This is a genomic window from Roseovarius pacificus (assembly GCF_900142665.1).
GTDB classification, from domain to species: domain Bacteria; phylum Pseudomonadota; class Alphaproteobacteria; order Rhodobacterales; family Rhodobacteraceae; genus Roseovarius; species Roseovarius pacificus.
In genome coordinates this window covers 143073-155678 of sequence record NZ_FRBR01000011.1, presented here as the reverse complement: position 1 = coordinate 155678, position 12606 = coordinate 143073, and the positions used below count along the sequence as shown (strand labels likewise).

Sequence of the window (12606 nt, the reverse complement as noted above, 5' to 3'; positions counted from 1 at the left end):
TTCACATTCGCCAGATCGACACCGCTCCCGTCCGCCTTAACGCGAACCTTCACGTTGTAGTCAATCACGCGCTTGACAGGTACGAGTACCTTCATCTCTGTAATTTCTCCTTTTCCGGAATGAGGCATACACCTCCTTGACGGTTCCTTGCCCTAAAGCCTGGCTCGAACTTGATCAAGTAGAATGTTGACAGTTGACATAATGTCCGTATGTCTCTTAGATCGAAGCAGGACAAGTAGGAAAGAACAAACTATGACTGACAAGCTCGGAGCCCTCGATGGGGGCCGGTCGTTGAATGACTTGCCAGGTCGTCGCAAAGCATTGAAGGCGCTCGTTGCAGAGGAGTCAGCCGCGCTCCTGCCCGGTGCTGCGAATGCGCTTACCGCGCGAATTATTGAAGATCTCGGGTTCCATGCCGCTTATCTGACTGGGGCTGGGTTGACCAACACACATCTGGGTATGCCGGATCTCGGGCTGGTGACGGCCTCGGATCTGGTCGAGACAACGGCCCGGATCAGCGATGTCTGCCAGCTTCCTCTGGTTGTGGACATGGACACCGGCTTTGGCAATGCGCTCAATGCCTATACCACGTTTCAACGATTGGAGCGGGCCGGGGCCTCTGCCGTGCAACTGGAAGATCAGGTGTTTCCGAAGAAGTGTGGCCATTTCTCGGGCAAGGATGTCGTTCCTCTGGGCGAAATGCTGGGAAAGCTGCGCGCCTGTCTCGATGCCCGTCAGGACGACAATCTACAGATCATAGCCCGCACGGATGCGCGCGCCGTTCTCGGGTTTGAAGCCGCCATGGAGCGTGCGCACGCCATGATCGAGGAAGGCGCTGACATCATCTTTGTCGAGGCCCCGGAAACGCTTGAGGAGATCAAGGCGATCAGCCAGTTGCCGGCCCCGCAGCTGATCAACTTCGTTGTTGGCGGGCGCACGCCGATGGTCGAGCTTGACTATCTCAAGGAGTCCGGTTTCGCGTTCGTACTTTACGCCAACGCCGCGCTTCAGGCTTCGGTAAAGGCGGTGCAGGAAGTCTTGGGGTCGCTCAAGGAACATGGATCCCTGTACGAGGTCTCGGATCGGCTGGCTGATTTCGACGAACGTCAGAGGATCGTCGGCAAACCCATCTTTGACGCGTTGTCCCAGCGTTACGAAGGGGCATAGAAACAAAGGCGAATGTCGAAACACATGCAACTGAAAGAAGTCCCCGCCCTTTTCATGCGAGGAGGCACCTCGAACGCGCTGATCTTTCTGCAATGCGACTTGCCGGAAGAGCCGCAGGCGCGCGATCAGGTCATCCTTTCGGCCATGGGATCGCCCGATCCTTACGGTCGTCAGCTTGACGGGATGGGTGGGGGTATTTCCTCGTTGTCCAAGGTCTGCATACTTGCGCCGCCAAGCCGTGACGATGCCGATCTGGACTATACCTTCGGGCAGGTCTCGGTTGGAGATGCACTGATTGATTACGGTGGCAACTGCGGCAACATGAGTTCGGCTGTCGGACCGGCCGCGCTCGATCTCGGGCTGATTGCCTGCCCTCCTGACGGAGAGGCGACCGTGCGGATACACAATACCAATACCGGCAAGATCATCGAAAGCCGGTTTCCGGTGTGTGCAGGGCAGCTTGAGCCAGGGGGAGATTTGGCCATTGACGGAGTCGCGGGGACGGCAGCGCCGATCCGCTTGTCGTTTCTGGACCCTGGAGGGACCAAGACCGGTGCGCTTCTGCCGACCGGGCGGGCCGTTGACCGGATCGAGCTTCCGGATGGGCGTGTCGTGCACGCAAGCCTTGTGGACGCCGCCAATCCATGTGTCTTCGTGGATGCCGCCGATCTGGGCAAGACCGGGGCCGAAGACCCTGGAACGCTCGAGGCCGACACGGAGTTCATGGCCGCAATGGAGGCCATCCGCTGCATCGGATCGACACGCATGGGCATGACCGCCGATCTCCACGCCGCGGCCGCGATGCCGAGTATCCCCAAGGTGGCCATAGTCGCCCCACCGGTGGATTGCACAACGCTTGCGGGCAAAGTCGTGCCTGCCGGGAAGGTGTCTGTCATGGTGCGGATGCTTTCGATGGAACGTCCACATCGCGCGGTCCCGATCACCGGCTCCGTGTGCCTTGCGCTGGCCTGCCGCACGCCCGGGACTCTGCCGCATAAGTTCTGCACGACGACTAAGGGGCCGATAACGATTTCACATCCCTCGGGAACGATTCTGGTGGATGGGGATGTCGACACTTCTGGCGAGGCCCCCCGCGCAGTCAGCGGATCGGTGTTTCGGACTGCGAGAAAGCTTTTTTCAGGAACCGTTCATTATGTGGCAGAGGATTGACCTTCGGCGAAGGGATCCCGGCGGGACCGCGGATGTAACGGCACCGGCTAGGAGTCTTGTATTTCATCGGGGGCAATTTCACATAGTTGACTGTCAACAGTTGACTGTATTGAGATTTTGTATAGTCTTTGGATCATACGATCTGGCGATATCGAACCTCCGGGGAGGGAGGCAGTGGCCGGATCGGGGATAAAGGGAGAGAGACATGAGCGTAACAATCGCAACACGAGCCTTTGCCCTCGGGCTGGCTACCGCATCCACGCTGGCAGGAAGTGCATGGGCAGAGGCCCGTCTTGCTATGGCAACGACCTCGGCTGCATCCAGTCATTATGCCTATGCTGTTGCAGCGACCCAAGCCATTCACAAGGCGAACAGCGGCGTCGATGTCACTGTGATCGAGACGGGCGGTGCCCGGGACAACCTGCGCCGCCTCCAGCGCAACCAGGCCGATCTTGGAATTGTTACGACCAATGTCGCCTATGACGTGGTGAACGGTGAAGGTGATTTCGAGGGCAAGGCCTATAATGGCCAGATGCTCTGGATCTATGGCGCGACCATCCAGAACGTGATTGTTCGCGCAGACAGTGGCATTACATCCCTTGAGGGTCTCGTGGGCACGAAATTCAATCCCGGGATTGCAGGCAGCGGCACCGAAGCCGCCGCGAACGCCGTCTTTGAAACCCTGGAGATCGAGGCGGATTGGGTGCGCGGCTCGACCGGTGATGTGGTTGATCAGATCAAGGACAACCGCGTGGTCGGCTATGTGAAATCGGGCGCCGGGCGTAAACTTGATTCCTCAACCACATCAATCGCGGCTTTGACGCCGATTCGGGTACTGAGCCTGAATGACGGCCAGGTCGCTACCATCAAGGAGAATCTCGGCAATCTTTCGGTCGTCGAGGTCGGTGACGACGAAGCCGGACAGGGTATTCCGGGATACAGGACCTGGGCCTACGCAACCGGTATCATGGCGCGACCGGAACTGGACGAGGAGCAAGCTTACCAAATGACCAAGGCTGTGGTTGAGGATAATCAGCTGCAGGCCGGGGCTTTTGCCGGTCTGCAAGGGAGCGACATTCCTCAGTTGACCATGGACCTTGCGGTGACACCCCTGCATCCGGGCGCCATCCGGTATTACGAGGAAATTGGCCTTCAGATTCCTGACCATCTGCGGCCGGAAAGTTAATCAGAGGTGTCTTCTCTGGTTGCGACTACTCCCCGCATTCGTGCAACGGCGGCCCAGGCACTTGCTCTGATTATCGGTGCATTTATCGTCTGGACCGCCATTGCCGGACCGTTCCCCGCGCTGGTACAGCGCGCGTCCCTGCTTGCCATGGTCATCAGTCTGGGCCTGCTCAAGTTTCCGCTGAGTCCTGGCGGCCGATTGGGGCCCCTGTGCTTTTTGGTGGATGGGCTTCTCTGGGCAGGGTCGATGGCAGCCTGCGGCATGGTTGTCATGTCTGCCGAGAGCATAATGACCACTTTGCCCTACGCAGATCTCTCTGACATAGCATTGATGGCAATCCTGACACTGACAATCCTGGATTTGTCCCGTCGCACCGTGGGTCTTGCGTTTCCATTGCTGGTGGTGCTGGGCCTGCTTTATGTGGCCTTCGGGGACCGGATCGACGGTAGTCTGGGCCACCGTGGCTTCGATCTCTATTTCGTTACGGAGACACTCTTGTTGTCTGACATCGGTGTCTGGGGACAGTTGACCGGCATCGCGGCGACGGTGATCGCGGCCTTTGTCTTGTTCGGCGCCATGCTATTGCGCACCGGCGCCGGAGCCACCTTCATGGATCTGGCGGTGATCGTGGCCGGTCGCCGGGTTGGCGGCGCGGCCAAGATTGCCACCCTGTCCTCGGCCTCGTTCGGGACCGTGAACGGCAGTGCTGTTGCCAATGTGGCTACCACCGGTTCAATGACCATACCATTGATGAAAAAGATCGGATATCCCGCACCTCTTGCTGCCGCGGTCGAGGCTGTTGCGTCCACGGGCGGGCAGATCACCCCGCCCATTCTTGGCGCGGCGGCATTCATCATGGCGGAAATGGTCGGTGTGGATTATCTGCGCATCGCTTTGGCCGCCTTGCTTCCCGCAGCGATGTTCTATGGCGCGGCGCTGTTGACGATTCACCTGATCGCGCTGAGGCGCAATCTGGGCTTTGTGCCTGAGGAAGACATTCAGCAGGCCCGCCAAAGCCTGAGCTTTGGTCGGTTGTTTCCGATCATCGGGGGGATCGGCGGATTGATGTGGATGCTGACCGATGGCCGGTCGGTTGGCTTTGCTGCGTCTTTCGGGGTGATTTGTATGCTCATACCCTTCGTTATCGCTGACCTGTGGGCTCATCGAGACATTGCCCGCACCGGGCGCAGTCTTTTCCAGGGCCTTCAAGATGCGGGCACCGGCCTTGTTGTGGTTTTCATCATGCTGGCGGGTGCACAAATTCTTGTCAGCCTCCTAAATCTGACCGGAGTTGGCATCACCGTTTCGGCCATGACCGTTGAAACAGGTGGTGAGAACCTGTTTCTTGTGGCGCTTATCGCGGCCGTGGTCTGCCTAATCCTCGGGATGGGTGTGCCGACGACTGCCGCCTATGTGCTGGTTGCGTCTGTGATGGCCCCGGCACTGATCGCCATATCCATCCCCCCACTGGCCGCACATATGTTTGTCTTCTATTTTGCCACGATCTCGGTCATTACCCCGCCGCTTTGCGTTGCGGTCTTTGTGGCGGCTTCGATCGCAGATACGTCCTGGTGGAAAGTCGCGGTAAATGCGGTGCGGCTTGGTGCGGTTACTTATATCGTTCCTTTCATGTTTCTTACACATCCTGGTATTCTGTGGTCCGGCTCAGCGCTTGATATCGGTGAGGCAATTCTTTCGGGCCTGATACTGGTGGTCTGCGTATCCGTTCTGTTATCCGGCTGCAAAATGCTCGGTAGCTGGGTGATATCGGTTTTGATATTCGGCATTGCGGCTGTTTGCGTTGTCTTCCCATCCTCCGTGTTGCTGGGCATCGGAACCGGGCTATGCCTTATCGGACTGGTGATCGGACGACCGTTTCGTAAGGTCCACGGCATCGGTTCTGGTATGGATGCACCGTAAAGCCCTGCCAAGATTAATTCTTTAGGGTGAGCGATGCAGAGACCGGATGGATGCCCTGTCGCCAATGTCATCGGACCCGCCCGTCGGGTTTGCGCATCGCGCACCAATGCTGATATCACCGAAGTGATATGTAACTGTAGCCCTTACGCCAGATATGACGACTTTTGGGCAGGCAGGATACACAATCGCGCGCTGCCTTGATCAATGCCGTTCGAAAAAACCCCTTGCAAACAAGGGACGTTTGCAGATGACATTGGTCTTCCATGCAGTTTGGTCGGATGTGGCGTCCCGGGCGGGCTAACTAAATTCCTCAAGACTATTGTTTGTCAAATGTTTACACTTTACATTCGAATGCGGAGTTATGGGGTGTTCGCGCCAAAGATTTGAGGTCGGGAATGAAGAATAAGATTCAAGCCAAATCCCTTGTCGACACGGTCGCGGAACGGCTGGAAGAGGCAATCATTGGCGGTGAGCTCGCGCCAGGTGAGCGGGTTTTCGAACAAGTTCTCGCTGCGGATTATGGAATTAGCAGGGGGCCTTTGCGTGAAGCCATTCGCAGGCTGGAGGGGCGGCGCCTGTTGGAGCGCACGGCCAACAAAGGCGTGCGCGTTGTCGATCTTTCGCCCGCACGTTTGGAAGAACTCCTGCGCGTTCGTGAGGCGCTTGAAGGTATGGCAGCGCGTTTGGCAGCGACCCAGATCGGGGAGGATGAGGTGGACGAACTGCGCAAGCTTCTGGAAACCCATGAAGAGACATCGCTGCCCAACGGGTATTACCAACAGGGCGGCGATTTCGATTTCCACTTTCGTATCGTGAAGGCATCGAAGAACGAGTTTCTGATCTCGCTTCTGACCGAAGACCTCTATGATCTCTTGCGCATTTACCGCTACAAATCCTCGACCATGGCGGGCCGGGCCAAGCGGGCCCTGGCCGAACACCATGCGATTGTCGATGCATTGAAGGCGAAGGATCCCGATGCGGCCGAGAAGACGATGCGAACCCATCTTTCCAATGCGCGCAAGCATGCACGTATGGCGATGGAGCGGACTGAGGCGGAAACAGGTGCCGCCGCTTCGGCCGATGAGTGAGTAGCCTCAGGCGTTGAACCGCAGGCGCGCCATGAGGTCTGCAACCTTTGCGTTGTCCAGTCCGACAACCGTCTCACGGATAGACATGGCGTGGGCGTCGTCGATAATCATTCCGGTGTTCTGGAGGAATTTTTCTGTGGTTTCTTCCAGTGTCATCTTGCGGTCGCCCGCCCCGCTGTTGACCGGGACGTGACGGGTCACCTCGCGCCCATCCTTGAGTTTGATCCGCACTCCGCCCGAGAAATATTCCGGGAACAGGCTATCGGGGTCCTCGTGGCAGGTGCAACGTGCCGCCAGATCCTGCACCGCAGGGTCCGCGATGGCGTCATCCGTCAGTTCCGGCAGGCCGAAGCGCCCTTTTAGCAGCGTCGCGGCCACGACGAAGGGGGCGCTGAATTTCGCCTCGTATTCGTTGCGGGCATGGCGTTTGCGCTCGATCGGCTCGGCGACGATCTTCATCGTGTCCCTGGCAAGGAAGACATCAACGCTTTCGATTGCGGCCCCATCGATTTCCTTGTGGAGTTCCAGAGCGGCATCGGCGGCCCCGTGAATGAAGTGGCAGACGGGGTAGGGCTTGAGCGCCGTGTCGGCCATCATCCAGGTCTCACCGAACCCATCGGTAAGATAATGCCCGACCACGTCTTTTTTCCATTGGTGCAGGTGGGTCTCGAACAGGCCAAAGCGACCCTCCAGGGCGCGGTTCGGGCCGACGAAGCCATGGCGCGCCAGGGTGGCTGCGGTGATGCCGCCCGCCGCGGCCCATCCGGGGTGAAGGCGCTTGGTCCAGGCGCCTTCCTCCAGGAACACCTGAATACCCGACGCGGTGCTGCCGGCGATGCCAATAGCGTCGATGTGCTGGCGTTCAGTGGCGCCCATAAGGCAGCAGGCGGCCACCGCCGAGCTGAAGTGCGCGATGACCCCGGTGGCGTGAAACCCGGTGTGGTGCATTCCGCCATTGATTGCGGCACCGAGGCGGATCGCTATTTCCATGCCGATGCAAAAGGCGGTCAAGGCTTCGCGGCCCGTCAGATCTTTTTGCTCTGCTATTGCCAAAACGGTGGGGAGTACGGCCGAGGTTGGATGAACGATTGCTTGCAGGTGCGTGTCGTCGTAGTCCAGCCCGTGAATCAATACGCCATTTGCCATTGCGGCATCGCGCAGGGTGGCCTTGCGTGTAGTGCCGATCACCGAACAAGGGCCTTCGCCCAGTTCTTCGACGGCGGCAAGCACGGGGCCGGCGAAGGGAAATTTTCCCGATGCAACGGCGAGCCCCAGGCCATCAAGAATGTGAATGCGCGCTCGCTCCAGCACATTGGCAGGAATGTCTTCGTAACGGGTATTTGCCGCGAAGGCGGCGATCGCTGCGGAGGGCCCCGCCGCGGTGCGTGTTGTCTCGGTCATGATCAGTCCTGTGTGTTCAGGGTTATTCCAGAGGGTCGGCGTCGAGCCGCACGATCCCCTCGCCAAAGCCGGAATTCGGGTAGCGCTGAAGTACCAGCGGGTCATGGCCGGGCACGATATGGGAGCGCGAAGAGGCCAATTCGAACATCGTGTCATAGCCGTTCAGCATCTCGGCCACATCGGCCACGACGGGGAAGGGCGAGGCCGTTTCGAAGTTTTCGTAATAATGCGAGGCGTCAGAGGCCAGTACGACCCAGCCGCGCCGGGTGCGCACGCGCACGACCTGAAGGCCGCGGGAATGGCCACCGACCCAGTGCACGGTGATGCCCGGAGCGATTTCGCGCACCCCGTCATGGAAACATACGCGCCCTTCGAAGACCCGTTTCACCATGGTCTGAACATCGCTCAGTTCAAAGGTATGGTTCAGGGCATGGTGGCACATGCAGGGGCCTGTAGCATATGCCATTTCGCGCTCTTGCAGATGATATTTCGCCTGCGGGAACAGCTCGTGATTCCCGCAGTGATCGTAATGCATGTGAGTGATAACCACATCGCTGACGGCGTTGGGGTCTACCCCGGCCGCTTTCAGGCCGTCCGCCACCGGGCGCCATACTTTGCGGTTGCGCATGGTGGCGGTGGCTTCGTCAAATCCGGTGTCGATCACGAAAGTTCCGGCTTCGCCTTTTACCACCCAAACGAAAAAGTCGAGCGGCATCGGTCCGTCATGAGGGTCGTGGCCAATGAAGTTGTCGGACCGCTTGCGGTCCATCGAAGCATATTTGATCGCGTGGATTTCGTATTCGGACATGGTCTTTCCCCCGGTGTCAGTCGTCTTGTTCCTGACGCCATTTGATCAGGCGCGCTATACCCTCTTCGATATCGACCTGCGGTTTCCAGCCCATCATGCGCTCGGCCTTTTCGATGGAGAAATCCAAAGATGCCGAGGTCGTGACGCGCACGGCGCCTTCCTTGTCTTTATAGACGGGCTTGATGTCGGACCCGACGATCTTGGCCACGATCTCGAACAGGCGATTGAGATTGGTCGCGGTTCCGGAGGCGATGTTGATAGCTTCGGCCGTCACGTTGCTTTCCATGGCCGCAAGGTTGGCGCGGGCCACATCCGAGACATGCACGTAGTCATGCACTTCGCTGCCATCGCCCGGAATTTGCGGTGCTTCGCCCGCCATCAGCTTGTCGTAGGTTTCGATGATGTAAAGCGCGTTCACGCCTCGGTAGTGCTGACGTTCGCCGTAAACGGTCGCGTAGCGCAGCGAAACGGACTCCACGCCGTATTTGTCCGAATAAAGCCGACCGAGCTGCTCGCCGATAATCTTGGTGCTACCGTACAGCACTCCGGGAGGTGTCATTGTGTGGAAACGGAAGGGGCGTTCTTCGTCGATGGTGCCCGGTTCGGGATCGCCGTAGGTGGCCACGGAAGACGAGAAGATGACCTTTTTAACGCCACGATACCGCGCCGCTTCTAACACGTTCACATGGCCAAGCGCGTTCACCGTCAGACCTAGCGCCGGATTGGCGGCGAAGGGCAGAGTGAGAAAACCGGCGATCGCAAAGATGCCATCAACGCCGTCAAGCGCGTCATAAAGTTCGTTGATCCGGGTGATGTCGCCGCGCACCAGGCGTACGCGATCATCGGTCAGGATATGTGAAATCATATCGGTGGAGCCGAGCGAGTAGTTATCGAAGAGGATGACCTCTTTTGCACCGGCTTCGAGCAACTGTTCCGTTACATGCGAACCGATGAGGCTGATGCCACCGGTCACCATGAAACATCCGTTTTTGATCTCCATGTATGTCTTCCTTCTCTAGTGGATCAGTTCTTGATGGCGAACGGGTCGCGGGCCTGATCCGAATAATCAATCATGACGTTCTTTATGGAGGTGAACTCCATGATGCCTTGTTCGCCGCGTTCCCGGCCAAAGCCGCTTTCCTTGGTTCCGCCGAAAGGTGCCTGTGCGGCGACCACGCGATACGTGTTCACCCAAACCACGCCGGATTTCATTTTCGGGACAAGGCGCATGGCGCGGGAAATGTCGCGGGTCCAGATTCCGGCAGCGAGGCCGAAAGGAATGTCATTGGCAATTTGCACCGCTTCTTCTTCGGTGTCGAAGGGCAGTATGGAAAGAACGGGGCCAAAGATTTCGGACTGTGCGATATCCATGCTGTTTTCGACATCAGCAAAGATGGTTGGCTGCACGAAGAGGCCATTGCCCAAGTGGTCGCCGGTGGCTGCTCCGCCGCCCGTCACCAGCCGCGCACCAGCCGATTTCGCGGCTTCGATGGAGGCGATGATCCGATCGAACTGTGGTTTGTTGGCTACCGTCCCCATTTCAGAATCATGATCCAGCGGATCGCCCAGGCGGATCTCTTCGGCACGGGCGGCAAGCCGTGATACGATCTCATCATAGAGGCCGCGTTGCACCAGCAGACGTGATCCCGCGACGCAGGTTTGGCCGGTCGCGCCGAATATGCCCGCCAATGCGCCTATGGTTGCGGCTTCCGGGTCGGCATCGTCAAAAATGATGTTAGGGGATTTCCCGCCGAGCTCCAGCGTCACGGGTTTCAGGTGTTCACCGGCGGTGGCCGCAATCTTGCGTCCGACGACGGGACTGCCGGTAAAGCTGACTTTGGAGATGCCGGGATGGGTAACAATGGCGGCACCTGTCGGGCCCGCGCCTGTCACCACATTCACCACCCCGGCGGGCAGCTCCGCTTTTTCAAAGAGTTTGCACAGTTCCAGGGTTGAGACCGAGGCATGCTCGGAAGGTTTCACAATCACGGTATTTCCGGCGGCAAGGGCTGCGGGCAATTTGTTGCACAAAAGCGTAATCGGAGAGTTCCAGGCGGTGATCAGGCCGACGACGCCGTAGGGTTCGCGCGTCGTGTAATCAAGGACAGAGGGGCTATCGAGTGGGATCGTGCTGCCGAAAAGCTTGTCGGCATAGCCCGCGTAGAAGCGAAACAGACGAGCGGCAAAGAGCATCTGGGATTCGGTTTCACGGATCACCTTGCCATTGTCGGTGCTTTCAAAAACCGCCATGTTTTTGGCGTTTTCGGTGATGATATCCGCGATATTGTTCAGGATCCTGGCGCGAGTCGCACCGTTGGTTGCGGCCCAGCCCACTTGCGCGGTTGTTGCGGCCGTCACGGCATGATCTACATCGGCTGCATCCGCTTCGCTTACACGTGCCCAGCATTCACCAGTGAAAGGGTTTACTGCGTCGAACAGTTTTCCCGCCTTTGGCGCGACCCACGAGCCGCCGATATACAGACCATATTCGACCATAATCTCCTCCTTCTTTGTGTCGGCAACTTGGATTTAAAAACGATTAGTGTCAACAGTTGACTTTCAACATGGAGCCTGTCATTTGTTAAGTGTCAACAGTTGACGTGAGCGGGAATCATGTGCCACAAAACTGTCAGCGCACGTTGGGAGGCGTGCGACATCCAATAAGGAGGAATACCGTGAAACTTTCAGCATTGGCCTTTGGCGCTTCTGCCCTTGCTATGGCGTCTGCCGCGTCCGCAGATACCATGACCGTCGGTCTTGTCGGTCCCCTCTCAGGCGGTGCTGCCGCCTGGGGTTCTGCCATGAAGGCCGCAATCGAATTTGCCGCCGAAGATATCAACGCCGCTGGTGGCCTTGAGGTTGGCGGAAAAACATACACGATTGATATCGCGGCCTACGACAGCCATTACAATCCGAACGATGCGCTTACCGCAGTCAATCGTCTGGTGTTCGAAGACGAAGCCGCGTTCATCGTGGGCCCGCTTGGCTCTGCGCCATTGGCCGCGTTGGTGCCGACGACCACAGAAAACAAGAAGATTACAATCACCGCTGGCTTTACACCGGTCGCCGCGGCCCCGGAATACCCCTATAGCTTCCGGGCGGTTCTGCCGACGGAGGTTTACGCAAAGCCGCAAATCAATTGGGTGGTGAAGTCTCTTGGTGCGGAAAAGATCGGCTCGCTGTTCCCGAACGACGAGACCGGTCAGGCGATGTCGAATGACATCTCTTCGGCTTATGAGGCCGCCGGGGCCGATGCATCGGCCGTGGAATTCTACGAACGTGGCCGCGTCGACTTTGTTCCGCTCCTGACCCGCCTTCTTGCACAGGGCATTGATACGTTCGAGCTGGACGGCAGCCCGCCGCAGACCGCCGGTCTTCTGGTGCGTCAGCTGCGCGAGTTGGGTTTCGAAGGCAATATCGTCCGGACCGGCGGTGACGCCACGAATGATATTCTGGCCGTGGCCGGGCCGGATGCATCCGAGGGGCTTTATGTCCACATGGAATTCGATGGGGGACTGGATTCCGTTCAGGACTATCAGGCGCGATATATTGAAGCCTACGGTGGTACGATGAATGCCTTCAGCCCGCTGTTTTACTCGAACATCAACATGGTGTTCGAAGCGATGAAAGCGGCTGGCACGATTTCCGACGCTGATGCCATCGTCGCCGAAATGGCCAAGATCAGCGGCTACGAGGGCCCGGCTGGCGAGGTCAGCTGGATCGGTGAGGATTTCTGGGGAACAAAACGCCAGCAATTCGTGCCGTATGCGATTGGCAAGGTGACCGGCGGCAAGCCCGAAGTGGTTGCCACCTGTACCGTCGACGCATGTGAGTGACACTGACATGCAGCGGTGCCCCTGGGGCGC

The 12606-nt window shown here is 58.4% G+C and carries 10 protein-coding genes and 1 pseudogene; 6 read left to right on the top strand and 5 right to left on the bottom strand.

Going from position 1 to position 12606, the window contains the following annotated elements:
• A pseudogene (locus BUB53_RS22555) lies at positions 1-95 on the bottom strand (electron transfer flavoprotein subunit beta/FixA family protein); the annotation flags it as partial.
• Positions 96-252: 157 nt separating this feature from the next.
• Here BUB53_RS22555 and BUB53_RS16615 point away from each other — a divergent pair.
• The 5 genes from BUB53_RS16615 (at position 253) to BUB53_RS16595 (ending at position 6531) form a co-directional block, all read left to right on the top strand.
• Positions 253-1167: an isocitrate lyase/PEP mutase family protein gene (locus BUB53_RS16615; protein ID WP_073036075.1), complete on the top strand. Its 915-nt coding sequence runs from the start codon at positions 253-255 to the stop codon at positions 1165-1167.
• A gap of 24 nt (positions 1168-1191) precedes the next feature.
• A complete protein-coding gene (locus tag BUB53_RS16610) occupies positions 1192-2337 on the top strand; it encodes a 2-methylaconitate cis-trans isomerase PrpF family protein (protein ID WP_073036073.1) in 1146 nt (381 codons plus the stop codon).
• A gap of 205 nt (positions 2338-2542) precedes the next feature.
• Positions 2543-3523 (top strand): TAXI family TRAP transporter solute-binding subunit, encoded by a 981-nt coding sequence (locus tag BUB53_RS16605; protein ID WP_073036071.1) that lies wholly within the window; start codon positions 2543-2545, stop codon positions 3521-3523.
• A 6-nt stretch (positions 3524-3529) separates the two neighbouring features.
• The gene (locus tag BUB53_RS16600; protein WP_073036069.1) at positions 3530-5443 is read left to right on the top strand and encodes a TRAP transporter permease; all 1914 of its coding nucleotides are present in this window, start codon (positions 3530-3532) and stop codon (positions 5441-5443) included.
• Between the two features lie 395 nt (positions 5444-5838).
• Positions 5839-6531: a GntR family transcriptional regulator gene (locus tag BUB53_RS16595; RefSeq protein ID WP_073036067.1), complete on the top strand. Its 693-nt coding sequence runs from the start codon at positions 5839-5841 to the stop codon at positions 6529-6531.
• A gap of 6 nt (positions 6532-6537) precedes the next feature.
• Here BUB53_RS16595 and BUB53_RS16590 read toward each other — a convergent pair whose 3' ends face one another.
• From BUB53_RS16590 to BUB53_RS16575, 4 genes are read right to left on the bottom strand one after another with little or no spacing between them, the layout of a single operon-like run.
• Positions 6538-8037: an MmgE/PrpD family protein gene (locus BUB53_RS16590; protein ID WP_084729239.1), complete on the bottom strand. Its 1500-nt coding sequence runs from the start codon at positions 8035-8037 to the stop codon at positions 6538-6540.
• Positions 7955-8740, bottom strand: a complete 786-nt coding sequence (locus BUB53_RS16585; RefSeq protein WP_073036064.1) for an N-acyl homoserine lactonase family protein — start codon at positions 8738-8740, stop codon at positions 7955-7957. The genes BUB53_RS16590 and BUB53_RS16585 overlap by 83 nt, the downstream gene beginning before the upstream one ends.
• Before the next feature lie 16 nt (positions 8741-8756).
• Positions 8757-9740 carry an NAD-dependent epimerase/dehydratase family protein gene (locus tag BUB53_RS16580; RefSeq protein ID WP_073036063.1) on the bottom strand — a complete coding sequence of 328 codons (984 nt, stop codon included), beginning with the start codon at positions 9738-9740 and terminating at the stop codon, positions 8757-8759.
• A 23-nt stretch (positions 9741-9763) separates the two neighbouring features.
• Positions 9764-11236, bottom strand: coding sequence for an aldehyde dehydrogenase (locus BUB53_RS16575; RefSeq protein ID WP_073036062.1), 1473 nt, complete (start codon positions 11234-11236; stop codon positions 9764-9766).
• A 221-nt stretch (positions 11237-11457) separates the two neighbouring features.
• On the opposite strand from BUB53_RS16575, the gene BUB53_RS16570 reads away from it, so the two are divergent.
• Positions 11458-12576 carry an ABC transporter substrate-binding protein gene (locus BUB53_RS16570; protein ID WP_073036061.1) on the top strand — a complete coding sequence of 373 codons (1119 nt, stop codon included), beginning with the start codon at positions 11458-11460 and terminating at the stop codon, positions 12574-12576.
• Positions 12577-12606 lie beyond the last annotated feature (30 nt).

Bases quoted from the DNA above. Each gene is read 5' to 3' on its own strand.
- BUB53_RS16615 (WP_073036075.1), top strand. From the start codon at position 253: ATGACTGACAAGCTCGGAGCCCTCGATGGGGGCCGGTCGTTGAATGAC.
- BUB53_RS16570 (WP_073036061.1), top strand. From the start codon at position 11,458: ATGGCGTCTGCCGCGTCCGCAGATACCATGACCGTCGGTCTTGTCGGT.
- BUB53_RS16605 (WP_073036071.1), top strand. From the start codon at position 2,543: ATGAGCGTAACAATCGCAACACGAGCCTTTGCCCTCGGGCTGGCTACC.
- BUB53_RS16575 (WP_073036062.1), bottom strand. From the start codon at position 11,236: ATGGTCGAATATGGTCTGTATATCGGCGGCTCGTGGGTCGCGCCAAAG.
- BUB53_RS16590 (WP_084729239.1), bottom strand. From the start codon at position 8,037: ATGACCCGCTGGTACTTCAGCGCTACCCGAATTCCGGCTTTGGCGAGG.
- BUB53_RS16595 (WP_073036067.1), top strand. From the start codon at position 5,839: ATGAAGAATAAGATTCAAGCCAAATCCCTTGTCGACACGGTCGCGGAA.
- BUB53_RS16610 (WP_073036073.1), top strand. From the start codon at position 1,192: ATGCAACTGAAAGAAGTCCCCGCCCTTTTCATGCGAGGAGGCACCTCG.
- BUB53_RS16585 (WP_073036064.1), bottom strand. From the start codon at position 8,740: ATGTCCGAATACGAAATCCACGCGATCAAATATGCTTCGATGGACCGC.
- BUB53_RS16580 (WP_073036063.1), bottom strand. From the start codon at position 9,740: ATGGAGATCAAAAACGGATGTTTCATGGTGACCGGTGGCATCAGCCTC.